This window comes from Mesorhizobium sp. LjNodule214, assembly GCF_964252735.1.
Lineage (GTDB): Bacteria > Pseudomonadota > Alphaproteobacteria > Rhizobiales > Rhizobiaceae > Mesorhizobium.
The window spans coordinates 323522-347730 of record NZ_CAXUPE020000004.1 but is presented as its reverse complement, the minus strand read 5'-3'; the positions used below and the strand labels follow the sequence as shown (position 1 = coordinate 347730).

The window sequence follows — 24209 nt, the reverse complement described above, 5'->3', positions numbered from 1 at the left end:
AGCTGGGTCAAATCAAGGGTTGGTTCATTCGGCACGGACCTCCGCGAGGCGGTCCAGCCCCCTATCGGCGCCAAGAACGGCCCGCCGTTATGGTCGCTCTGTCGGTCCTGTCGATCGGCTCTGCGAACTAGTGCAATGAGGATTCGCCTGTGTAAAACCAGTTCGCCGGGTAGCCGGGCAGTGCGCCGGCGTTGTCGACGGAGTTCGCGCCAGAACCGTCCCTGTAGTACCCCACCGTCTGAAAGATGAAGCTATTGCGTTCGATATCAACGAGAGCGATGACGTGCGGCCTCCACCCTAATCTCGGATCGAAATCGTTCGTCGGATCCTGGAAACGTGAGTCAACGCCCGCGGTCAGGTAATCCTTGCTGCCTTGTTCGCCGGATCCGCAGAGCATGTTATTGTCCTGCCCAAAAACGTGCGGTTTGTCGCGGCTTCTGTCACCGGAGAGTTCGTGCCATGCCTTGTCGCCGTAGGGTCGGTGATCGGCCTCGCGGGCTAAAGATTGAGAGCCGCCTCGACAAGCGTCGGTTCTGTCGCTGCGGTCAGGTCCCACGCTCACATCGTCCCGCTCATTTTCGATTGCTTCGGGAGTTGGTTGACCCCTAAGAAACTGTTTTAGCTGCAGGACAAGCTTTCTCATTGCAGTCTCCCGATGCCCCCGCGACGAAGCACTTACTATACCGCTCACCGAGCCATTGCGGTAATCGTTTGCCGTTATGAATGCATTTGCCGGATGGATGTTTTTTCACGTGCTCTTCGCCCTGCTGCCTTCAGTGACGGGCGGGACCGCGGCGGCCTGCACTTGGCGACATTCGACGCGCGAAACCGCTGGACGAGGATGTTGGCGATGCCCGCGCAGGACCGCCAGCTTGTAGCCAAAGGGCCATTGGGCCGATGCAGTGACCAACTGGCCAGCACGGCTCTCCGAGGTGGCTTATTCGCTGCTCGTGCTCAGCAAGATAGGGTCGGGCCTCAGAGCGTGGGGCATGAACGTCGCCAACTGCGCAGTATGCCTCCGGCCCTTGTTGCTGTTGCCCGCGCGCTCGCCGTCATTCTGCGTCGCATGAGAGGTCGGTCTCGTCCATCAACACAAGCTTCGCCGGACCCGCGAAGGCAGACGCTCAAGGCGCTTTGGCTGATCCGCACCGACTGCTCACCTCCGTTGAAGGATTTTGAATCAGCACAAAAGCAACGGTCACATGACCATCGAGTCATCATCACAGGACATGCTGTAGTTGCAGCTCGGTCGGCTGGTCCGTAAAAGCAGATCGGGATCATCGTCGGCCCGTAGTCCGAGATATTCAACTTCTCTGTAGCCGGCGGCTAGGATGGCGTCGCCTGTCGCAGTGCCTTGGCCAGCCTCTCGGCCGCTTTAACAGTATTTCGCTTTGGGGGACCGCCACGCGCTGCTCGGCCGGCAGCTGAGAATTGCGATCGCCCATCCATGTGCTTCGCGCCTTTTCGGAAAGGCGATGATCTCGAGAAAGCGGGCAGGACGGCGCACGAGTTTCAACTGCTGGAAATCCTTCTCGCCAAGAAGGCCGGACCAGCAGCGGCCTGGAAAAGAGCTTCGTCACCAATCGCGCCACGCCGTCGAAATGGCCGGGGCCGAACGCGACGCACAGCCTTCGCTCGCCCCGCTCACCGAGACCGCGGTGGCAACCACTCGAGATACATCTCTCGTGCGGCGCGTAAAGCATCCGGCGCCTAGCAGCTTGGCAGCGTCCTCATGCTCCGTGGGTGGGTAGGCGGCAACGTCGGCGGCGGTCGTTCAACTGCTTCTGGTTCGCGAAGAGGGTAAGGATCACCCGGTCGGCGCCTGAAGTGCGGCGCGCACCAAGCTGAGATGGCCCTTCATGCAAGGGCGCCCATGGTTGACACGACCGCGACTTTCATGCCCTGCCTTCGCCATGCCGCCACGGATTTGCGCGACTCGGTGGCGGTCCGGACGATCGGTGTGCTCATGTCGCTTCTCCTCCTTTGATGGCTTTCGGTTCATCGCCGAAGACATGTTCGGCCGCCGGAAACCGGCGCTCCTTCACGTCGCACGCGTAGGCCTCGATCGCTGCCGAAGCGGCCTCTCCCAGTTCGACATAGCGCTTGACGAATTTCGGGCGGAAGTCGCCGAACAGGCCCAGCATGTCGTCGACGACCAGGATCTGCCCGTCGCAGGCCGCCGAGGCGCCGATGCCGATCGTCGGGATTGGGATTTCCTCGGTGATGCGTCGGGCGAGCGGTTCGGGCACTTTTTCCAGTACGACGGAAAAGGCGCCAGCCTCGCTGACCGCAAGAGCATCGCGCCAAATGCGCTCGGCATCCTCGCCCCTGCCCTGCACGCGATATCCGCCAAACAGGTTGACCGCCTGCGGCGTCAGGCCGACATGCGCCATGACCGGGATTCCGCGCGCTGTGAGGAAGCGGATCGTCTCGGCGATCGTCGCGCCGCCCTCGAGCTTGACCGCAGCGCATCCGGTCTCCGCCATAAGGCGCGCGGAATTGCGGAAGGCCTGCTCTAGGCTTTCCTCGTACGAGCCGAACGGCATGTCGACAACCAGCAGCGCCCGCTCCATTCCCCGCCGAACCGCCTTGGCGTGCATGATCATCATATCGAGCGTGACACTGAGCGTGGAGGGAAGGCCGTGGAGAACCATGCCGACGCTGTCGCCGACAAGAACGATGTCGCAGTGGCCGTCAACCAACCTTGCGACCGGCGTGGTGTAGGCCGTCAGGCAGACCAGCGGCGTGCTGCCCTTTCGCGCACGGATGTTCGGCGGCGTGATCGCCTTGACGACACCAGCGGCGCTCAATCCACGTCTCTCCTCACCCAGCGTCACCCACGGCCAGTGTCGCGTTTGGCATATTTTTGTCGAGGTGCGAAGAGGTAAAATCGCCAGAGCGCGTGGTGTTGACGCGACGGGTGGTATGATAAAGAACAGAACTAAATCGGTTTAGACAGGCGGAGCTCTGCCAAGTAGGTCAGGAACTATGGATCAGGCAAAGGGACCAAGGAAAGGCAGAGTCATAGGCAAGACCAACGACGTCAACGCGGACCTCATCGCAGTCGTCGTTGCCGTGAACGACGCTGGACCTTGTGTTCTAACCATCGAAGAGGGGGCCGCCCTTCCCTCGGGCCCGTTTGAGCTCGCTCATCGTTCGCTCCAATCGGGCCTCCGAGCATGGGTGGAACTGCAGACCGGTCAGCCTCTCGGTTATATCGAGCAGCTCTACACCTTCGCCGATCGCGATCGGATCGGCGCCAACGAGCGCGTGATCTCGATCAGCTATCTCGCACTCACCCGCGAAGAAGATGCGGGCGCCTCGGGCAGGCGCAGCTGGGCCAGCTGGTACGACTATTTCCCCTGGGAGGATCATCGCTCCGGCAGGCCCCCGATGCTGGAAGAATTGTGGCCGCGCCTTATCGAATGGGCGGACGGCGCGGATGACGCCGCGACGCGCTTCGATCGCCGGCGGCGAGCGGCGGTCGCCTTTGGCTTGGACGACCGGGCATGGAACGAAGAGCTCACGCTGCAGCGCTACGAGCTGCTGTATGAAGCCGCCCTGGTGGAGGAAGCAAAACGCGGCGGAGATTCGGCCATCCTCGCTCCGGTGCCGGGCAGATCGATGAGCGCCGATCATCGCCGCATTCTGGCAACGGCTATTGCGCGGCTGCGCTCCAAGATCAAATACCGGCCTGTTGTGTTCGAACTGATGCCGCCGCTCTTCACGCTCTTACAGCTACAACGAACCGTGGAGGCGCTCTCCGGCAGGCTTATCAACAAGCCGAACTTTCGCCGGCTCATAGAGCAGCAGGAGCTGGTTGAGAAGACCGGGGCGACGACCGCCGAGACCGGCGGCCGGCCGGCGCAGCTCTACCGCTTCCACCATGCCATTCTAGACGAGAGGCCTGTGGCCGGCACAAAATTGCCGCTCGCACGGGCTTGACACCACTTATAGTCACAACGATTATATAGGCCTTATAATCGCGTTGACTATAACTGGAGGCTCGATGAGCGCCGTCCTGCCTTCGAGCGCCTCACTATACGACCGCGTTCGGCGCGTTATCCCACCGATCGAGTGGCCGCTCTTCGTCGAGGACATCGACGCGATCCTGGAACTGAAGCGACAGCGCAACGCGGTCATTCTGGCGCATAACTACCAGACGCCGGAGATTTTTCACTGCGTGGCTGACATCGTCGGGGACAGCCTGGCGCTGGCCCGCAAGGCGATGACGGTCGATGCCGAAATCATCGTGCTCGCGGGCGTGCATTTTATGGCCGAGACCGCCAAGCTCCTCAATCCGGACAAGACCGTGCTCATCCCGGATCTCGGCGCCGGCTGTTCGCTGGCCGAGTCGATCACCGCCGAAGACGTGCGCCTGATGCGGCAGCGTTATCCGAGCGTTCCAGTGGTGACCTACGTCAACACCTCCGCCGCGGTGAAGGCTGAATCCGACATCTGCTGCACCTCGGGCAATGCGCTCGCGGTGGTGAAATCGCTCGGCGCGCCGCGTGTGATCATGCTGCCCGATGAATATCTGGCGAAGAACATCGCGGCGCAGACCAAGGTCGAGATCATTGCCTGGAAGGGGCGCTGCGAGGTGCACGAACGCTTCACCGCGGCCGACATCCGCGAGCTGCGTGAGGCCCATCCCGGCATCAGTGTACTTGCCCATCCCGAATGTCCGCCTGAAGTGGTCGCGGAAGCCGACTTCGCCGGCTCGACGGCGGCGATGTCCGACTATGTCGCGCGGCATAGGCCGGCGCGTGTGGTGCTGATGACGGAATGTTCCATGAGCGACAACGTCGCGGTCGAGCATCCGGAAGTAGATTTCGTGCGCCCATGCAATCTGTGCCCGCATATGAAGCGCATCACGCTCGCCAACATCCGGACCGCGCTCGAGGAGAACCGCCACGTCGTCACGATCGATCCTCATGTCGCTGAACGGGCCCGCTGGGCTGTGGAACGCATGCTCTTTGTATGACGGCGGACATCCATCACATTGGCGGAGCGCCGGTCATCATCGGCGCTGGTATCGCCGGGCTCATGACGGCGCTACACTTGGCGCCGCAACCAGTCGTCCTTCTGTCAAGGACCTCGCTCGGAACCGAAGCCTCGAGCATTCTAGCCCAGGGCGGGCTCGCAGCGAGTCTGGGGGAGGACGACAGCCCCGACCTGCACCTCGCCGATACGCTTGCTGCCGGCGATGGGCTTTGCGACGAACAAATGGCCAGGCGGGTGGTGGAGAGCGCACCTCAAGCCGTCGAGAATCTCATTCGTCTTGGTGCTCCTTTCGACCGCTCGCTAGACGGGAGGCTGCAGCTGGGCCTGGAAGCGGCGCATTCGCGTCGCCGCATCGTGCACGCCGCCGGCGACGCAACCGGCCGCGAGTTGTTTCGGGCGCTACTCGGCGTGGCGCGGCGAACCCGTTCGATCACGATCATGGAAGGCATGACAGCGCTTCGCTTGGTTGTCGCAGAGGGCAGCATTGTTGGCTTGCTGACTGTCCTGCATGGCGCCGTGTTCGCATTGCCCACACGCCGCGTGGTGCTGGCGACCGGTGGTATAGGCGGCCTGTTTTGCGATACAACCAATCCGCTCTCCTCATTCGGGCACGGCCTGGCGCTTGCAGCCTGTGCTGGAGCGGAACTAGCCGATCTCGAATTCGTGCAATTCCACCCGACGGCCCTCGACATTGCGCGCCGGCCAATGCCGCTTGTCAGCGAAGCAGTGCGTGGCGAAGGCGCGGTGCTGATCGATGAGCACGGCCATCGCTTCCTGGCAGACACGCCCGGGGCAGAACTCGCATCGCGCGATGTGGTCGCGCGGGCGATCTCCGATCAGCTCGCAGCCGGGCATGGCGTCTATCTCGATGCCCGACATTGTCTCGGGAAGAAATTCGCAAGACGCTTTCCGGCAATCGACGCTATTTGCAAGCATGCCGGCATCGATCCGGCGGTGGAACCCATTCCCGTACGGCCCGCTGCTCACTATCACATGGGCGGCGTGGCCGTTGACGCCGAGGGGCGAACTTCCGTTAGCGGCCTGTGGGCCTGTGGCGAAGTCGCATGCACAGGATTGCATGGCGCCAACCGGCTTGCCAGCAACTCGCTGACCGAAGCGGTTGCAACCGCCGCCTGGGTGGCTGAAAGCGTCGCGGGTACCTCTGCGGGTTGGCAGTGGCCTAGGCTTCCGGCAACTGTTCCCATCCGGCCCGACCCTTCACCTATTCGCACGATTGTGTCCAATGCGCTTGGCATTGTTCGGAATGGGAAATCATTGTGCGACACGGTCGCGACACTGCTGCCGATCTCTGTTTGCGAGACGGCCGCGGCCGACCCGGCCTTGGTGGCATTGTTGATGGCGATCGCCGCCCTTCGGCGCGAGGAGAGCCGCGGCTCCCACTTTCGATCCGATTTCCCCGGGCGCGATGCCGCCGCCCTCCCCTCACGATTGACGCTCTGCACAGCTTTTGAGAATGCCGTCACGCTCAGATGGCAAGCATCCGAACGGAGCCGTTGACATGACTTCACTTGCACCACTTCCCCAGATCATCATGGAGCCCATCGTGCGTTCTGCCCTGCTTGAAGACCTGGGCAGAGCCGGCGACATCACGAGCGATGCGATCATCCCCGCCGATTGCAAAGCGACGCTGGCGTTGAATGCCCGGCAGGCAGGCGTTGTTGCCGGGCTCGACTTGGTCATGTTTGCCTTCCTGCTGGTCGATCCCGGGATCAGCATCCAGCTCCGGTGTCCTGAGGGCGGCAAGGTTTCGGCCGGCCAGACCATCGCGATCGTAACCGGGCCGGCGCGCAGCCTGCTGACGGCGGAGCGGACGGCGCTCAATTTCTTATGCAAACTCAGCGGCATCGCGACGGCAACGGCTACGCTCGTAAACGCGGTGAGGGGCCATAACGCAAAAATCGTGTGCACACGCAAAACGACGCCCGGCCTGCGTGTCCTGGAAAAGTATGCGGTACGAGCGGGCGGCGGTGCCAATCACCGCTTCGCGCTTGACGACGCCGTGCTGATCAAGGACAACCACATCGCCATTGCCGGCGATATCCGCACCGCAATCGAGCGGGCGCGCAGCGCCATCGGTCACATGGTCAAGATCGAGGTCGAGGTCGACAGGCTGGACCAGTTGGAGATCGCGCTTACAGCGGGCGTCGACGCCGTGCTCCTCGACAACATGTCGGTCGAGGACCTTGCGCAGGCTGTGGCTATGGTCGGTGGCCGCGCGATCACCGAGGCTTCGGGCCGGGTAACGCGGGCGAGTGCCCCGGCAATTGCGGCGACCGGCGTCGACCTCATATCGGTCGGCTGGCTTACCCACAGCGCGCCCATTCTCGACATTGGTCTCGACATGCCGGCCGACCGAAATTGCAACAGGCATCTGAACTGATGGAGAGGACATGAACCGGGATCGCAGGAACTCCTTTGGTCGCAGGCTAACCTGCGTCAGCACGTCCCCGGTTCCACCAACAGCCGACGCAAGCCTTCTCGGCGCCAGGCGACACGCTTCAACAACGGAGGCGGGAGGGACGGACCAGCAAGGCACAGAAAGCCGCGTCGCAGTCCTTGGCGTCATCATCTGCCGACTCGACGAGATGCGCCAGTTGGCGGCCTCTCACGGGCTGGAACTTCTGAGTTATCTCCTGGACGTCGCCTTCACCGAATCCTGCGACGCGATCAGAAAGGAGCATTCCTGTGCTCAGAGTAAAATAACGGAAACCGTAATCCCCACGGATGACGTGAGTTGAGCCTGCGGGCAGCAGTTGGAGAGTCCGCTCAAGAGCGCCACCAGTCGCGTTTCGATAGAAGACTTCCCGCTGGCATGCGCCTTGTCTTCAGCATCCACTGCAACGCTCCAGGTCAAGGACGGAAGATTATGGAGAACAAGACCTTATGAACGAACTCAGCCCAGACCTGACCTCGGATCCAATCGGTTGGGCGCTTCCCCCTTGGACGCGAGCGGAAGCCCAAGCGCTCCACGACGCGCCATTCAACGACCTTTTGTTTCAGGCGCAGACCGTTCACCGGCAGAATTTCGATCCCAACAAGGTCCAGCTGAGCCGGCTTCTCAGCATCAAGACCGGCGGATGCCCGGAGGATTGCGGCTATTGCGGCCAATCGGCACATCACGAAAGCGGGTTGAAGGCGTCGAAGCTGATGGAGGTCCGGCGCGTCATCGCCGAGGCGACCAAGGCACGCGATGCCGGCGCCACCCGCTATTGCATGGGCGCGGCCTGGCGAAACCCGAAGGCGCGCGACATGGACGCGGTGGTGGCGATGGTCGAGGGTGTCAAGGCACTCGGCATGGAGACCTGCATGACGCTCGGCATGCTCGATCTTGAGCAGGCCGCTCGTCTGAAACAGGCCGGTCTCGACTACTACAACCACAACATCGACACCTCCGAGCGCTATTACTCAGAGATCATCTCGACCCGGACATTTGCCGACCGGCTGGACACGCTGGCCAATGTCCGCGACAGCGGCATCAAGGTCTGCTGCGGCGGCATCGTCGGCATGGGCGAAGAGCCGGTGGACCGGATCGACATGCTGGTGACGCTGGCCAATCTGCCGGAGCACCCGGAAAGCGTGCCGATCAACATGCTCATCCCGATCGAGGGCACCCCGCTTGCCGAGGCTGAACCCATCGAGCCGATCGAATTCGTGCGCGTCATCGCGCTGGCGCGGATCATGATGCCGAAATCGCATGTCCGGCTTTCGGCTGGCCGCACCGCCATGACCGACGAAATGCAGGCGCTGTGCTTTTTTGCCGGCGCCAACTCGATCTTCGTCGGCGACACACTGCTGACGGCGGACAATCCCGGCGAAGACAAGGATACTCTGCTGTTCCAGCGTCTCGGCATCGAGCCGATGGAAATCGGCACGCAATGAACGAGGCACTTCTTGCCCGGTATGACGCGTCCTTGCGCGGACTGGCGCGCAAGGACCGGCTGCGCACACTTGCACCGCGCGAAGGGCTCGACTTCTCGTCGAACGACTATCTCGGGCTTGCCGCCTCCAAAAGACTCGGCGAAGCGGTGGCGGCGGCGATTGCGCGGGGGACGCCGGTCGGCGCGACCGGATCGCGGTTGTTAAGGGGCAACTCACCGGAGCACGAGGCCCTGGAGGCAGACGCCGCGGCGTTCTTCGGCGCCGAACGCGCGCTGTTCTTCGGCAGCGGCTATATCGCCAACTTCGCTCTGCTGACGACGCTGCCGCAAAAGGGCGACCTCTTGATCCTCGACGAGCTTGCTCATGCCAGCATGCATGAGGGGGCCCGCGCTGGCCGCGCCGAGTTCAAGCTCGCCGCGCATAACGACATCGATGCTGTCGAGGATGCGATCACCCGCTGGCGCGCCGAAGGCGGCATGGGCCGCATCTGGATCGCGGTCGAAAGCCTCTACAGCATGGATGGCGACCGCGCCCCGATGGCGCGCCTTATCGCGCTTGCCGATCGGCACGAGGCATTCCTCGTCGTCGACGAGGCGCATGCCACCGGCATCTGGGGACCGGACGGCCGCGGGCTGGCCGCCGCTTTCGAGGGCCGCGACAACATTGTCGCACTTCACACATGCGGCAAGGCGCTCGGCGCGTCCGGCGCACTCGTCACCGGGCCGGCAACGCTATGCGACTATCTCGTCAACCGCTGCCGGCCATTCATCTACGCCACCGCGCCGTCGCCTCTGATGGCGGTGGCAGTGCGCGAAGCGCTGGCCATGCTGTCCGACGAGCCCCAACGCCGTGTCCAGCTGCAGGAGCGCGTAGCCTTCGCGGGCCGCCAATTGGCCGAGCGCTGCGGCGTGAAGCCCAGCGGCTCGCAGATCCAGCCCTTTGTCATCGGCGACAACAGGCGCACCATGGCGGTGGCGGCGGCGCTGCAGACGCGCGGCTTCGACATACGCGGCATTCGTCCGCCGACCGTACCCGAGGGCACATCGCGACTGCGCATTTCGCTGACGCTCAGCGTCGACGAAGCCGACATTTCCGCCATGGTCGAGGCGCTCGTCGAGGTGCTGGCCTCGACATGACCAAGCGCATCGTCATCACCGGAACAGATACCGGAATCGGCAAGACGGTGTTTTCGGCGGGATTGGCCGGCTTCCTCAACGGCTTCTACTGGAAGCCGGTGCAGTCGGGCCTCGACGGCGAGACCGACAGCGAGGTTGTTGCGCGGCTTGCCGGCCTTCCGCCGGGGCGCGTGCTGCCGGAAGTGTATCGCCTGAAGGAGCCGCTGTCGCCGCATCGTTCGGCCGAACTCGATGGCGTCGCGATAGACGTGGCAAGGCTCTCGCTTCCGGACTTGCCGGGTCCGATCGTCATCGAAGGTGCCGGGGGACTGATGGTGCCGCTCAACCGGCGGACCAAGTTCATCGACATATTCGCTCAGTGGCGGGTGCCGGTCATCCTGTGCGCCCGTACCAAGCTCGGCACCATCAATCACACCTTGTTGTCGATCGAGGCCCTGCGGGCTCGCTCGATCCCGCTCGTCGGCATCGCCTTCATCGGCGATGAAGTGGCCGATACGCAAAGGACAATCGTGGAATTTAGCGGCATACGCCAGCTTGGCAGGCTGCCGCTGCTCGATCCGCTGACGAGTGAGACGCTGAGGGAAGCGATGGTTGCCGGCTTCGACCTCGCAGCGATCGCAGGAGGCGAGTGATGTCGCAGTCTCAAGTCTGGCATCCGTTCACCCAGCACGCGCTCGAGCCGGCTATCCCTGAAATCGTCAGGACGGAAGGCGCCTACCTCTACAAGGCTGACGGCACACGTATCCTGGACGCCATTTCGTCCTGGTGGGTCGTCACGCATGGCCACCGCCATCCCCGCATCATCAGGGCCATCGAGACGACCGCGTCGAGCCTCGACCAGATCATCTTCGCGGGCTTCACCCACGAGCCAGCCGAACGCTTGGCCAGGGCGCTTGTCGGGCTCGCTCCCACCGGTCTCGACTGGGTGTTTTATTCCGACAGCGGCTCGACCTCAGTCGAAGTCGCGCTGAAGATGGCGCTCGGCTATTTCCGCAACATCGGCGCGCCGCGCTCGCGCATCGTCGTCATGGAGCACAGCTATCATGGCGACACCATCGGCACGATGAGCGTCGGCGCCCGAGGCGTGTTCAACGCCGCCTACGAGCCCTTGCTGTTCGAGGTCGACACAATCCCCTTCCCGGCCGCCGGGCGCGAGCAGGAAACGCTGGATCGTTTCGAGGCCGTCAGCCGTGACCGGCGCGCGGCCGCGCTGATCGTCGAGCCGCTCGTGCTTGGCGCCGGCGGCATGCTGATGTATCCGGCCTCGGTTCTCACCGAATTGAAGAAGATCGCAGAAACCTCCGGCACTCTGCTGATCGCCGACGAGGTGATGACCGGCTGGGGGCGCACCGGGACCATGTTCGCCTGCGAGCAGGCGTCCATATCTCCTGATATCCTGTGCACCTCGAAGGGCTTGACCGGCGGTGCCATCCCGCTGGCCGCCACACTTGCCACCGATGCCATCTTCCAGGCCCATTATTCCGAGGACCGCACGAAGACGTTCTTCCACTCGAGTTCCTACACCGCCAATCCGATTGCCTGCGCGGCAGCACTTGCCAATGTCGAGATCTGGCGCGACGAGCCGGTGGCCGAACGGATCGCGACCTTGAGCGCGAAGCAGGCCGCCGGGCTGCAACGCTTCCGGGACAATCCATATTTCACCGCCTGCCGAGCCACCGGCACGATCGCGGCACTCGATCTGCGCACCGGCTCAGCCGGCTATCTGGCCGAGATCGGGCCGAAGCTCCGCGCCTTCTTCCTCGAGCGCGGCCTGCTAGTGCGCCCGCTCGGCAATGTCCTCTATCTTCTGCCGCCCTATTGCATCACCGGCGAGGAATTGGACGGGCTCCATGACGCCATCGAGGAGGCCGGCGAACGCTTCGGCACAAAGCCATGAGCCGATCGTCGCGCGTCCTCGGGTTTGGTCATCATGCGCCGTCGCGCAAGGTCGAGAACCCGGAAATTGAAGACCGTCTCGGGCTTGAACCCGGCTGGATCGAGCGGCGCACCGGCATTCGCTCGCGCTTCTGGGCAACCGACGAAGACACGCTGTCGGGCCTTGCCGCGCAAGCCGGCGACATGGCGCTGGCGAGCGCCGGCGTCGACCGTGGCGACATCGGTCTTTTGTTGCTCGCCACCTCGACGCCCGATCACCTCCTGCCCCCGAGCGCACCCCTGGTCGCCCATCGGCTTGGGCTTGGGCGTGCGGGCTCGATCGACCTGACCGGCGCCTGCGCCGGCTTCATCTATGCGCTGATGTTCGCCGACGGGTTCACCCGCCTGCACGGCAAGGCGAGCCTTGTCATTGCCGCCAACATCCTCAGCCGCCGCATCAACCCGGCCGAGCGCGCCAGCGCCGTGCTGTTTGCCGACGCCGCCGGCGCCATGGTGATTGGTCCGTGCGACGACCCGGACCGGGGCATTCTCGGCGCTTCGGTGGATTCCGACGGATCGCGCTATGGGTTGATCCAGATTCCCGCCGGCGGAAGCAACACCCCGTTCCATGGCGACCTCGATCTCGAGCAGACCCGCATGACGATCACCGACGGCCGCGAAGTGTTCGCCAAGGCGGTTGAGATGATGACTGCCTGCTCGCAGGACGCACTCGCGGCGGCCCGGATGCGGCCGCAGGACATCGATCGGTTCGTACCGCACCAGGCCAATGCCCGCATTTTCGATGCGGTCGGGCGAAACCTCGGCATCGCCGATGAAGCGATCGTCAAGACGATCGCCGAGTATGGCAACTCTTCCGCCGCGACGATCCCGCTCTCGCTGTCGCTCGCCCATCGGGCGGCGCCGTTCCGGCCGGGGGAGAAGGTTCTTCTGGCGGCCGCGGGTGCGGGTCTTAGCGGCGGTGCGCTCGTCGTTGGAATTTAGCCGCGCGAACCGAACTGCCAAGACTGACCTTGAACGATGAATACAGGGACAACGACCAATGCGAAAACTAGTCGCCGGCAAGCTGCACGGCATCTACGTCACCGAAGCGAACCTCAACTACCATGGTTCGATAACGCTCGACCCCGACCACTGCGAGGCAGCCGGGATCCTGCCGATGGAATTCGTGGAGATATGGAACAAGAATTCCGGTGCGCGGATTTCGACCTATGTCATCCTCGGCGAGCGCGGCTCACGGTGCTGCATCCTCAACGGAGCGGCGGCTCGCACCTGTCAGCCCGACGACCCGATTATCGTCTGCAACTCCATCTACCTGGACGAAGCGCATATCACTTCGCTGAAGCCGCGCATCGTCACGTTCGACCAGGATAACCACATACTCGACCGCCTGAGCTACTCCGTCGATATTGACACAGACGGCCGTTACAGTTTCGCCATTCTTGACGAGGCGGATGAGCCTTTGGTCATTCCTGCCCTGGTCTCCGGGGCGTGAGCCGCGCTCCACAGATGTGCGAGCCTCGGCACTGAAGAGCGTCTGGTCTAAGGCTCGACGAAGTTGCTGATGCTCAGCTTCGAAAGGCTGATGCCCACTACGCCTTGGGCACCGTGGGCCTTCGTGGGATGGCGCAATGTCTCGCAGCTGCTGATCGGCGAACAGCGGTTTGCATGTCTGACCCTTGTCTCAGGTTACTTGCGGTGGCGGCTTGCAAATTCTTGCTGCTTTCTCAAGCGCCGCGGCCGGGTCCTTGACGACCTGGCTTTTCATGATCTTTGCCGCCGGGTCGATCAAGCAGGCTACCGTCTTCCGCATCGGCAGCGGTGCCAACCATCATCGCGAATATGGCTAGCCGAACGGCCGCAAGCAGCATTGAGGTGGGCCTTCGGCAAAGTGTTTCCCGCCGGCGCCAAGGCTCACCAGCCATCCGACGCCTGATCGCGTTACATATCAGGTTCGTCGATCGGTGGCTTGGCAGCAAGACCGAGCCTGGCTCGTTGGCCATCGGCGTAATTTTCGGCGGGAAACTGTGTCTTGAACCGAAGAACTGTCAGTTTGCCGTCCTCGACAATATGAACAACCCATCCCCCACCACAACGCTTGACGCGCACGTCATTAGGTTCGCCAGCCACCATTGCTGCCCCTCATTTTCGTCGCCCTTGGGCTGAGACTGGAAGTCGTTCCCGCACATCGGAAAACATAGGACCTTACGTAACGTCAAGCCCCGATTTTGGGATAGCCGATGCCTTGTCGATTTCAGGGTGACGGCGATTCTGGTCCGCAACGTCCGTGAGTGCTCAAATCGATTTAGATGCGCAGATTTTGCATGTTAATTCAGCCTTGTTATCCACAGCTAACGTGAATGGGAACGCGTATTCAGTCCGAGTACCTCTGCAAAAAATCTGCCGCTCTGGTGCCTCAGCGCGATCACCCGGCACTTCAAGATGTTTCATAGCTCCGGACCGTTCCGAACGATCAGGGTGCCGGATGGCCACTCGCTCATCGAGCGTCCAATCGGCACAACCACGACGAGCACATCCTCGACGCGCGTGGGCGGCAGGTCGAGATACACATCTGCGAGAGTGGACCGGACACTCGAGCGAGGTCAGTTCCGTGGCAGTCGTTATTTCGCCGATGGTGGACACACTCTCGCCGCTCTCCGATTCGACGCGGTTCTTGATCGTGGCAATGATTTCCGTTGCGAGTTGATCAGCCATTCTGTTCCTTTCTATAGCAATGCCTTTTGACGCGGGCGCGGGCGCCATACCTCTGCCAGTCACGTCGCGAAAATCACCCCTAGCCAGGCTTGTGCCACTCACCAACAGCAATCGGATTATAGAGACCGGATGAGTTCCGGTTGGTCTGAGGCGTTGGCATCCAACCGCAACTCATTTTCCCGGGGCAACTTCCATCGCACGTCTGAGCTCATGGAAAGTCTTCTCCTTTCGGGCTCTTTTTCGCAGTCGTCACACGATAAGGGAGCGGGCGATCAGGGCGTGTGAGGTGCTGACGTCAAACGCGAGATTCCGGAAGATTGATAAAATCGTTTGTTTCGATGAGATGCATCCACCCTGTGGATAGAAATACAGTCCGATGAACGGGCAAGCCTCTGGTGCGGGAGATGATGCTAAAGGAGACATCCCGCATGGCCACTCCACGCAAAAGCTCGGCACGTCTCGGCGCTACCAAATGCTCAGCCCCTCACCTCGCTCTCTACGGTGCGACGAAGCGCGCTGGCAGATCGCGGAAGGCACAATGGTTACCGATCCGCAGGGTGGATTCATCCTGTGGGTCGAGCCTCCGAACACCATCGATTGGCTCGACTCTTTCAGGGCTGCATCGTCCGGAAAATCGTGATCGCCCACCCTCTTGTCTTGACTAGCCCCAGCCTAGGGCTTATCTCGTCGCATTGTTAGCGCTCGCCCTTGGTGAGTGCTAACCGCAGGCCGGCATAGCCGAGCTTTGTAAGTTATCCGGCGTCGCCGGACGCTTTTCTCACCGTTCTCATCGAGGAAGAAAAAATGGCAAAGTCGAAGTTCCGCCCGCTTCATGACCGCGTGGTCGTTCGCCGGGTCGAATCCGAATCCAAGACCGCCGGCGGGATCATCATCCCCGACACGGCAAAGGAAAAGCCGCAGGAAGGCGAGATCATCGCCGTCGGCTCGGGCGCCCGCGACGAAGCTGGCAAGCTCGTGCCCCTGGACGTCAAGGCTGGCGACCGTATCCTGTTCGGCAAGTGGTCGGGCACCGAAGTCAAGCTCAATGGCGAAGACCTTCTGATCATGAAGGAAGCCGACATCATGGGCATCATCGGCTAACACGCCGCTGCCTTTCATCCGTACCATCCAATCTGAATTTCGGGCGAAATGCCCAGGAGTACAAAATGGCTGCCAAAGACGTAAAATTCTCCCGTGACGCCCGCGAGCGCATGCTGCGCGGTGTCAACATCCTCGCCGACGCGGTGAAGGTCACGCTCGGCCCCAAGGGCCGCAACGTCGTTATCGACAAGTCGTTCGGCGCCCCGCGCATCACCAAGGACGGCGTCACCGTCGCCAAGGAAATCGAGCTTGAGGACAAGTTCGAGAACATGGGCGCGCAGATGGTCCGCGAAGTTGCTTCGAAGACCAACGACATCGCCGGCGACGGCACCACGACCGCGACCGTTCTGGCGCAGTCGATTGTCCAGGAAGGCCACAAGGCGGTTGCCGCCGGCATGAACCCGATGGACCTGAAGCGCGGCATCGATCTGGCCGTGACCGAAGTCGTCGCGGCTCTCGGCAAGGCTGCCAAGAAGATCAAGACATCCGAGGAAGTTGCCCAGGTCGGCACGATCTCGGCCAATGGCGACGAGTCGGTTGGCGCCATGATCGCCGAAGCGATGCAGAAGGTCGGCAACGAAGGCGTCATCACGGTTGAGGAAGCCAAGACCGCCGAGACCGAGCTGGAAGTCGTCGAAGGCATGCAGTTCGACCGCGGCTACCTCTCGCCCTACTTCGTCACCAACGCCGACAAGATGGTTGCCGAGCTCGAGGACGTCTACATCCTCCTGCACGAGAAGAAGCTCTCCAACCTCCAGGCCATGCTGCCGGTTCTCGAAGCCGTCGTGCAGACCTCCAAGCCGCTGCTCATCATCTCGGAAGACGTCGAAGGCGAGGCCCTGGCCACGCTGGTCGTCAACAAGCTGCGCGGTGGCCTGAAGATCGCCGCCGTCAAGGCGCCGGGCTTCGGTGATCGCCGCAAGGCCATGCTGGAAGACATCGCCATCCTCACCGGTGGCCAGGTCATTTCGGAAGACCTCGGCATCAAGCTCGAGAACGTCGGCCTCAACATGCTCGGCCGCGCCAAGAAGGTGTCGATCTCCAAGGAGAACACCACCATCGTCGACGGCGCCGGCAAGAAGGCCGAGATCCAGGGCCGCGTTGCCCAGATCAAGCAGCAGATCGAAGAGACCACGTCGGACTACGACAAGGAGAAGCTGCAGGAACGTCTCGCCAAGCTGGCGGGCGGCGTTGCGGTGATCCGCGTCGGCGGCGCGACGGAAGTCGAAGTCAAGGAAAAGAAGGACCGCGTCGATGACGCCCTCAACGCGACCCGCGCGGCCGTGGAAGAAGGCATCGTTGCAGGCGGCGGCGTTGCCCTGCTGCGCGCTTCGGCCAACATCAAGGCCACCGGCGCCAATGCCGATCAGGCTGCCGGCATCAACATCGTTCGTCGTGCACTGCAGGCTCCGGCCCGCCAGATCGCCTCGAACGCCGGTGCTGAAGCTTCGATCGTTGCCGGCAAGATCCTTGACAACAAGGGCGCGACCTATGGCTACAACGCCCAGACCGGCGAGTATGGCGACATGATCGCCATGGGTATCGTCGACCCGGTCAAGGTCGTTCGCACGGCTCTCCAGGACGCGGCCTCGGTCGCCGGCCTGCTGGTCACCACCGAAGCCATGATCGCGGAGGCTCCGAAGAAGGAGTCGGCTGGCGGCGGCGGCATGCCTGGCGGCATGGGCAGCGGCGGCATGGGCGGCATGGGCGGCATGGATTTCTAATCTAGCCTCTATCAGCTTTCGGATACCGAGAGGGCGGCAGCGACGCCGCCCCCTTTTTTTGGGACGGAGCCGGTCGGAAAAGGTTTGGGCTCGCGTGATATTGTAGTGCGCGCGCCTACACGGCCACACTACATCGTCGCAGTGGAGCTTTCGGGTGGCGAACTGAACAAACATGGCTTTGTGCGCGACTATCAAGACTTAGCAGCGCTCAAGCCACTACATCGATGGCACGTTCGACCATGGCGGTCGGTTTTCGATATGCCTGATATGAGCGGCCGTGGAAGCCGCTCAAAGAATGATACCGCAGTGCTGTTGCCAACGTCGGCGATTTCGATGATCGACTCCGCCTATGCCAGCTCTTCACGAGCTCTATCCGCGCGCTTGCCTGTTATGGAGCGAAAGCCTTTCGCGCGACTCGTGATTGAGGCTGTCATTGCTATGGGCTAATCAGTCGGGAAGCTGCGCTTGCAATGACGGAGGGCCGGAACGATCTCGTCCGATCATCTGGCACAAAGGTGTGCTTATTAGTACGTTGCGAAGCTAGTAACTTAACCATGAAGGGGGACGACGGTTTGACCGTGACACAGTCGCTGACGAGGCGTCTCAAAAATCCCGAGCTATTTGACGATCTGGCCGGTGTGCCTGGTCGGAAGGCGGAGCAATCCACGAGGCGTTTTTCGGTGTTCAATCCCTCAACGGGCGAGCTGTTGGCCGAGCTTCCAGATATGGATGTCCGGGACGTTTCCAAGGCAATCGATAAGGCTGAAGCTGCGCAGGAACATTGGGCGGCGCTCACCGCGCGCGAGCGCTCCGACATCTTATGGGAATGGCACCAACTGATCCTCGACCACAGCGAGGACCTTGCAGCCATTTTGACGGCTGAAATGGGTAAGCCGCTTGCAGAGGCGAAGTCTGAAATCGCCCATGCCGCAGCCTACCTCCAATGGTATGCCGAGGAGGCCAATCGCATCTATGGCGAGACGATTTCGCCGCCTTCTAACGACAGGCGTATGCTGGTAATCAAACAGCCGATCGGTGTTGTCGGTGCCATTACTCCTTGGAATTTTCCCGCCTCGATGGTGGCTCGCAAGATTTCGCCTGCGCTTGCCGCCGGCTGCGCGATTGTTCTGAAACCCGCGGAGCAAACACCGCTTGTCGCGGGTGCTATGTTCACGCTTGCCCGGATGGCAGGTTTTCCCGATGGCGTTCTAAACTTGATCTACGCATCGGAAGGCGATGCGGTTGGGCGTGAACTTTGCTCGAACCCGAAGGTCCGCAAGATCAGCTTCACTGGGTCGACCGAGGTCGGGCGGCTGCTCATGAGGGAGTGTTCGGATCAGATCAAAAGAACCAGCTTCGAACTTGGTGGTAACGCTCCTTTCATTGTTTTTGATGATGCAGACGTCGACGCTGCCGTCGATGGTGCGCTACAGGCAAAGTTTCGGAATGCAGGCCAGACCTGCGTTTCAGCCAATCGGCTTTACGTACAGTCCAGCGTGTATAATGAATTCTGCGACAAATTCACCAAGCGCGTCAGTGCATTGCGCGTCGGTGACGGTTTCGAGCCAGAAGTTGCGATCGGTCCCCTGATCGATAAGTGCGCGCTTGCAAAGATTGAAGATCATATTCGCGATGCTGTGCGGCAGGGTGGGAAGATCCGTTGCGGTGGCAACCGTATCGGCGAATCGGGAACCTTCTTCGAGCCCACGGTGATCACCGACGTCGAAAGGACAATGCGGGTCGCTCAGGAAGAAACCTTCGGACCGCTGGCTCCCATAATCCGCTTCAACGATCCCGACCAGGTGGTGCGCGAGGCGAATGACACGATTTACGGTCTTGCAGCCTACTTCTACGCTTCCAATCTAAAGCGCGTGTGGCGCGTGGCTGAAGCCCTCGAATACGGAATGGTCGGCATCAATACGGGACGCATGTCATCCGAGGCCGCACCCTTTGGCGGAATGAAGCAATCAGGGATCGGTCGTGAGGGGTCGCGCCACGGCCTCGAGGATTATCTCGAAATGAAGTACCTGTGCATGGGTGGGCTATAATCCCACAGCATCCGCGTCCCATTGACTTCGCCCTGACAATCCGCCGCGGCCATCGATGGAATGGTGGCCTTCGATCAAGGCCAAGCGTAAAACCTTGATGCTGTCATCCTTGCCTTCGGCCGCATTCACCGATCCCTGATTGACACGTGCTTGCCATGTACCGCTTCAATCCGCCGGGAGTGGTTTTTCCTGTCTCGGCCGCGATACTGGACCAGATCAACGAGCACAGGGGCGTGCTCGCCACCTGTCGAGCCGTGCTTGCAATAAGGAATTCGCCGCGCTGACCAATGACAAGGCACGGCGGATCGAGGCGATCTACGGGCAAACCTTTGGTGGCGGTTGAAGGCGTGATCATCATAAGGATTGATCTTTAGTCCGACGGCACGGCGGTGCCCTTAATCCGCCCATTGTTTCCGGACCTTGTTTTGTCGCCGACACATGCGCGAGCGTCCCTCGGGTTCGACCGGCCGCCCATGACCGCCGGTCGAATGGCGGCATCTTCTGAAGCCTTATTGCAGCCCTAGCTTCCTCTTCAGTTCCGCGTTCTCTGTGCGCAGGCGTTCCGCGAGCAGGCTCTTCAATCGCTTGTTTTCTTTCTCGAGGGCGACCAGGTCCTTCAGATCGTCGCCATCGGATCTAGGCGCCGCGGCCTTCTTCCAGTGATAATAGGTCTGTTCCGATATACCCGCCTGCTTTACGGCGCTCTTGAGAGTGGTGCCGCCGCTGATCGACGTCTCGACTTGAGCGAGCATTTGGGCGCGCTCTTTTCCGGAGTAGGCCTTCCGGGCGCTCCGCACGGCCGCTGCTGTTGCTGTTGCTTCCGCCGGGGACGCCGTATTGGCGCCATTCTTGCGACCAGGCTCAGTCTTGGCCTTCCGCGAAGGTGGGGTTTTCTTCTTCGTTTCAGGCGTCCTTCCTTTGGGAGCGTGTTCGGTTGCAGCTTCTACTGATTCAGCGTCTAGGGGATTTGCCATGAGATACTCCGCTCGCGGTTTGTGCGCGTGTTCAGCATCAAGGGCTATGACATTAGAGTCAATCAGCCGACGATTTGGCAGATCCATATCTTTGAGCTCCCTTGTTGTGTCGGCTATAGCCGCGGAGAGATCGACATCGCTCCAGATGGAATGGCCCCGTTTTTGATAATTGCGCTTTTGTTTGACCTCCACAGTGAACGGTCGGATCTGCCGCCTCATAGTTTCTTCCTTGTTAGAACGAATTGCACAGGAGGTCGCGGCTGACGATGACTGAACAACTGGCGCTTCCTCTGTTGCGCCGAGCTATATGGATGAGATAGTCCGAGAGCAAGCGGCACTTGCGGTGTGCATTGACAAATGCTCGGGCCACGTCGCTGGCTGGCCGCAGCTTTGTTTTCATATCGATGCGTTTGCAGAGCTGGAACAGCGGCTCGCGCGTCGCAACGCCATCGAGCACGTTTTGAAGGGGTCGATCTGAAGGCATCCGGTTTCTGCTGGGCGCACGCCAGCGGCTCGCGGAATATTGTCCGCGATGGCTCGATCAGGTGGTTGCGAGTTTGTCAGCGAATCTGAAGCGGAGGTAGGGGGTACATGTAACGACACATCACGACACAGTCGGCTAGTCGGAGCGTCTGATCGACGTGGCCGCTGTCGTGACGCAAGTGGGCGTCGACGGGTCAGGTTTTCATTTAGCGTTTCAATTGAATTCGGAAATGAAAGTCCCCCTAGCTTTCCAGTTGGATAGGCCTCGCCGGAAGTCATGATCGTCTCGTCCCAGTGAAGGTCGCAATCATTCGTGATTGCGACCTTCACTAGCCAGCTCCGGCCAATCATTGCGGGAGGATATGCAATACAGGTCGAGGCGTTGTCGGCGTTTCGGCGGGTAAGACGGGATAGGCGACCTCCGGTACTTTTCCGGTCAGCGAATTAAGGAAGGCAACGAGCAGGTCGACTTCTTTTTCCGTCAATTCTTGGCCGAGCTGGGTGATCCCCATAATGGCGACGGCCTGTTTCAGATCCCAAACCTTGCCCGAATGAAAGTATGGCGCGGTGAGTGCTACGTTGCGCAACGGCGCCACGCGGAAAACATAGGAATCGTCGGCTTCATGGGTCACGGCAAATCGGCCTTTGTCGTTTTCCGGCAGGACATCGGTGTTGGGCTTTTCAACGAGGCCGAATGGGGAATAGCCCTCCCCACCCACGTTGATACCGCCGTGGCAGGACGAGCAGCCTTTGTCCATGAAAAGCGTCAGGCCCTGTTTCTGCTCGGAAGTCATAGCGGCGTCATCGCCGTTGAGGAAGGCATCGAAGGGCGCCGGTGTGACCAGTGTCGCCTCAAAGGCTTCGATTGCCTTGGCGACGTTTTCGAAGGTGACGCGATCGGCTTCGCCCGGGAAAGCTGAATTGAACCACTCGACATATTGCGGCATCGACTTGAGCGTGGCGATGAGTTGACCTGGTGTGTTGGCCATTTCGACAGCGGCTTGGATCGGTGCCTTGGCCTGAACCTTCAGGTCTTCAGCACGACCATCCCAGAACTGCGCTATGTTGAAGACAGCGTTCAGTACCGTCGGCGCGTTGCGCGGTCCCTTCTGCCAACCATGGCCGATCGAGCTTTCTTGATTGTCGTCGCCCCCGGTGGCCAAGTTGTGGCACGAATTGCACGACAAGACGCCTGACGCCGAGACGCGTGGATCGAAGAACATTGCCTTGCCCAGGGCTATCTTCTCCGGTGTGATCGGGTTGTTGGCGACTGTCGGCGTGATGGATGGTAGAGGCTTGAAGGTGGCCCGTGCTGTTTCTCTGAGGTACACGGGGATCGTTTGCGCAGCAAAAGCGATGGCCGGCAACGCGACAGCCACCGTAGTGAATAGGATTTTCACAAGTGATCTCCCTGCGTTTTGCACGGAAGCCATTGTTGATACGCGGTTCGTGAACGCCTTGCGCTAAAGGCGGCAATCCTCTTTGCATAAAATCGATTCTGACGCGGACCTGACATATTGTCTTCCTTCGTTGCATTGCGCGATATCACCCACGATGAACGCCAGTCGGTATCTCCTGTCGCCTCTCGAGAAGCATCAAAAGTCGTGCCAACTGAGCAGAAGGAACCTCCGGGGGATTTTCTGGTCATCATTCAATAGGTTGAAGGAATTCGCAGCAAAGCGCAGCCCTGCTCCGGTGTCGCGGATCTGACAGCCAACAGTCGGGCTGAAACAGAGAGATGTTGGTCCCTCAGGGTCTTGTCCGATGGGCACCCGGCCTCCTGCATGGCCGGGAGGGGACCACACGGTATTAAAGCTCAAGATGAACGCCGCCGGCATGCTTCGCTAGACAGTCCCCGCAGATACTTTGACGCTGGTCCGCGAGCTGGTGCGCCTAGGGCCCGACCGCCAGATCGCGGCTCCTCAATCGCGCCGCAAGCCGACGGCGCGTTAAAGCGGCCGCGCAATCATCGATGTGAGCGTGATGACGGCGCTGCGCACTGTGTCGTCGAATTGTGGCCACTGGAGCAATCCTCGTAAAGCGAGCCAAGGTTCTTGATCTAAACGGCGGCGGCCGCCATATTAGCGTAGCGCCTCTCACACGTTCGAGAGTGATCGCATTTTTGGATGCCGCCGGCTCGGGCTGTTTCGGCATCCTATTTCAACATCGGCCGCCGCTTGTTTCGAGTTATCGAATGGCCGTTCTCTGCATTTGGAGGCAAAATGACCGCAACGCCTTTCGCGCTGCCCGAGGCAGTGCTTACCGCAATCTCAAACGGAAAACCCGTAATCCAGGCATGTCGGGAACATCTTGGCTATTCGACCGAGGACGTTGCCGTGACCAGCGGTCTGACAGTCGAGGAGGTCGGGCTGATCGAATCTGGCCATTGTTTCGACAAGGGCTATCGCGATCGGATCGCTCGGGCGCTTGGCTTGGCTGAGAGTATCTTCGATGAAATCTCGGGTATCCCGAACGCTGCCTGACGTCGGCCTCTGAAGATTACCCGCCGCCTGCCAGGTCGGATCAAAATCCCAAGGGTATATCAATACCCTTACGGCGGCGGGGCGGTGGCAGAATTCTTATTTCTACGGAATCGATTCGCTCTGCGGAAGATCGGCCTCATGCTGGGCGACACGGATGTAACCTTGGCCCGCACGAGAGGCCAGATCTGTGGATAGAGAGAACCGGCTAGCCGCGTTGATGGTACGAGGGCATGTGGTCAAAATATCCCTACCCGATGGTGGCGCCGAACTACGGCACAACGATCAGCGCTTGCGAAGTCGAGCGCTTAGGCGAAAGATTTCGGCGAAACCACCCGAGGCCATCAGGAAGGTTCGTCACGATGAAAGCGATCCCTTGCCCGTTCTGCACAAGCTGCGAGGTTAGGCCATATGAGACGGACGAGGCGCGCGTTGTGATGAAATGCGAGGACTGCGGTGCATCGGGGCCGGTCTGCATCGACGAAGTCAACGCCGTCGAAAGCTGGAATTACCGTCCATCTGCCCAGCCCGAATAGGATTGTCCACGTGGCATGGCGACAGCGATGCGCCTACGCCTAATGGCCCCGGTCCGTCACCGGCGCGCAGGAGCGTATTATCTTCGTCAGCCGGTGCCGCGTTTCTCTTGCGAGCCCCCGCCAGTCAGGCCCGGCGCATCCTGGCCTACCCCGTCAGAGTGCCAGGCCGCTCATGTCGCGCCTGCCGTACATGGCAACGAACCTTATCGCGCACC

20 protein-coding genes and 1 pseudogene are annotated in these 24209 nt (G+C 61.1%); 14 read left to right on the top strand and 7 right to left on the bottom strand.

What is annotated here, in order from left to right; all coding sequences use genetic code 11:
• Positions 1–127: 127 nt before the first annotated feature.
• The 3 genes from ACSQ3Z_RS33255 to panB all read right to left on the bottom strand — a co-directional run bounded on the left by ACSQ3Z_RS33255 (position 128) and on the right by panB (position 2810).
• Positions 128–643 carry a hypothetical protein gene (locus tag ACSQ3Z_RS33255; protein WP_436175395.1) on the bottom strand — a complete coding sequence of 172 codons (516 nt, stop codon included), beginning with the start codon at positions 641–643 and terminating at the stop codon, positions 128–130.
• Between the two features lie 1214 nt (positions 644–1857).
• Positions 1858–1968 carry a pantoate--beta-alanine ligase gene (locus ACSQ3Z_RS33250; protein WP_340163197.1) on the bottom strand — a complete coding sequence of 37 codons (111 nt, stop codon included), beginning with the start codon at positions 1966–1968 and terminating at the stop codon, positions 1858–1860.
• Positions 1965–2810, bottom strand: coding sequence for a 3-methyl-2-oxobutanoate hydroxymethyltransferase (gene panB, locus ACSQ3Z_RS33245; RefSeq protein ID WP_069091030.1), 846 nt, complete (start codon positions 2808–2810; stop codon positions 1965–1967). Before panB ends, ACSQ3Z_RS33250 begins: the two co-directional genes overlap by 4 nt.
• A 178-nt stretch (positions 2811–2988) precedes the next feature.
• Here panB and ACSQ3Z_RS33240 point away from each other — a divergent pair, with 178 nt between their 5' ends.
• The 10 genes from ACSQ3Z_RS33240 to panD all read left to right on the top strand — a co-directional run bounded on the left by ACSQ3Z_RS33240 (position 2989) and on the right by panD (position 13428).
• Positions 2989–3945 carry an NUDIX hydrolase gene (locus ACSQ3Z_RS33240; RefSeq protein ID WP_107652857.1) on the top strand — a complete coding sequence of 319 codons (957 nt, stop codon included), beginning with the start codon at positions 2989–2991 and terminating at the stop codon, positions 3943–3945.
• 64 nt (positions 3946–4009) lie between these two features.
• Positions 4010–4984: a quinolinate synthase NadA gene (gene nadA / locus ACSQ3Z_RS33235; protein WP_436175394.1), complete on the top strand. Its 975-nt coding sequence runs from the start codon at positions 4010–4012 to the stop codon at positions 4982–4984.
• Positions 4981–6522, top strand: coding sequence for an L-aspartate oxidase (locus tag ACSQ3Z_RS33230; protein ID WP_436175393.1), 1542 nt, complete (start codon positions 4981–4983; stop codon positions 6520–6522). The genes nadA and ACSQ3Z_RS33230 overlap by 4 nt, the downstream gene beginning before the upstream one ends.
• Before the next feature lies 1 nt (position 6523).
• Entirely contained in the window at positions 6524–7405 is an 882-nt protein-coding gene (gene nadC / locus ACSQ3Z_RS33225) for a carboxylating nicotinate-nucleotide diphosphorylase (protein WP_436175392.1), read from the top strand.
• A gap of 503 nt (positions 7406–7908) precedes the next feature.
• Positions 7909–8904, top strand: a complete 996-nt coding sequence (bioB, locus tag ACSQ3Z_RS33220; RefSeq protein ID WP_436175391.1) for a biotin synthase BioB — start codon at positions 7909–7911, stop codon at positions 8902–8904.
• Positions 8901–10040, top strand: a complete 1140-nt coding sequence (locus ACSQ3Z_RS33215; RefSeq protein ID WP_436175390.1) for an 8-amino-7-oxononanoate synthase — start codon at positions 8901–8903, stop codon at positions 10038–10040. The genes bioB and ACSQ3Z_RS33215 overlap by 4 nt, the downstream gene beginning before the upstream one ends.
• Positions 10037–10672: a dethiobiotin synthase gene (bioD, locus tag ACSQ3Z_RS33210; RefSeq protein ID WP_027033152.1), complete on the top strand. Its 636-nt coding sequence runs from the start codon at positions 10037–10039 to the stop codon at positions 10670–10672. Before ACSQ3Z_RS33215 ends, bioD begins: the two co-directional genes overlap by 4 nt.
• Complete coding sequence (locus ACSQ3Z_RS33205) at positions 10672–11937, top strand: adenosylmethionine--8-amino-7-oxononanoate transaminase (protein ID WP_436175389.1); 1266 nt, start codon at positions 10672–10674, stop codon at positions 11935–11937. The genes bioD and ACSQ3Z_RS33205 overlap by 1 nt, the downstream gene beginning before the upstream one ends.
• Positions 11934–12917, top strand: coding sequence for a beta-ketoacyl-ACP synthase III (locus ACSQ3Z_RS33200; protein ID WP_436175388.1), 984 nt, complete (start codon positions 11934–11936; stop codon positions 12915–12917). Before ACSQ3Z_RS33205 ends, ACSQ3Z_RS33200 begins: the two co-directional genes overlap by 4 nt.
• 58 nt (positions 12918–12975) lie before the next feature.
• The gene (gene panD / locus ACSQ3Z_RS33195) at positions 12976–13428 is read left to right on the top strand and encodes an aspartate 1-decarboxylase (protein WP_436175387.1); all 453 of its coding nucleotides are present in this window, start codon (positions 12976–12978) and stop codon (positions 13426–13428) included.
• 446 nt (positions 13429–13874) lie between these two features.
• Here panD and ACSQ3Z_RS33190 read toward each other — a convergent pair whose 3' ends face one another.
• Together ACSQ3Z_RS33190 and ACSQ3Z_RS33185 are read right to left on the bottom strand one after the other, a co-directional pair.
• Complete coding sequence (locus ACSQ3Z_RS33190) at positions 13875–14066, bottom strand: hypothetical protein (RefSeq protein ID WP_010913541.1); 192 nt, start codon at positions 14064–14066, stop codon at positions 13875–13877.
• 314 nt (positions 14067–14380) lie between these two features.
• A pseudogene (locus ACSQ3Z_RS33185) lies at positions 14381–14524 on the bottom strand (acyltransferase); the annotation flags it as partial.
• 928 nt (positions 14525–15452) lie between these two features.
• On the opposite strand from ACSQ3Z_RS33185, the gene groES reads away from it, so the two are divergent.
• The 3 genes from groES (at position 15453) to ACSQ3Z_RS33170 (ending at position 19521) form a co-directional block, all read left to right on the top strand.
• Entirely contained in the window at positions 15453–15749 is a 297-nt protein-coding gene (gene groES, locus ACSQ3Z_RS33180) for a co-chaperone GroES (protein ID WP_006333965.1), read from the top strand.
• 65 nt (positions 15750–15814) lie between these two features.
• The gene (gene groL, locus ACSQ3Z_RS33175) at positions 15815–17473 is read left to right on the top strand and encodes a chaperonin GroEL (RefSeq protein ID WP_436175386.1); all 1659 of its coding nucleotides are present in this window, start codon (positions 15815–15817) and stop codon (positions 17471–17473) included.
• Between the two features lie 554 nt (positions 17474–18027).
• Positions 18028–19521 (top strand): NAD-dependent succinate-semialdehyde dehydrogenase, encoded by a 1494-nt coding sequence (locus ACSQ3Z_RS33170; protein WP_010913527.1) that lies wholly within the window; start codon positions 18028–18030, stop codon positions 19519–19521.
• Between the two features lie 509 nt (positions 19522–20030).
• Here the strand turns inward: ACSQ3Z_RS33170 and ACSQ3Z_RS33165 are convergent.
• Together ACSQ3Z_RS33165 and ACSQ3Z_RS33160 are read right to left on the bottom strand one after the other, a co-directional pair.
• Positions 20031–20714: a transposase gene (locus ACSQ3Z_RS33165; RefSeq protein WP_436175385.1), complete on the bottom strand. Its 684-nt coding sequence runs from the start codon at positions 20712–20714 to the stop codon at positions 20031–20033.
• 611 nt (positions 20715–21325) lie between these two features.
• On the bottom strand, positions 21326–22411 hold the full coding sequence (locus ACSQ3Z_RS33160; protein WP_436175384.1) for a cytochrome-c peroxidase: 1086 nt from the start codon (positions 22409–22411) through the stop codon (positions 21326–21328).
• A 693-nt stretch (positions 22412–23104) separates the two neighbouring features.
• Between ACSQ3Z_RS33160 and ACSQ3Z_RS33155 the strand changes: the two genes are divergently transcribed.
• Entirely contained in the window at positions 23105–23461 is a 357-nt protein-coding gene (locus tag ACSQ3Z_RS33155; RefSeq protein ID WP_436175383.1) for a transcriptional regulator, read from the top strand.
• Positions 23462–24209: the final 748 nt, after the last annotated feature.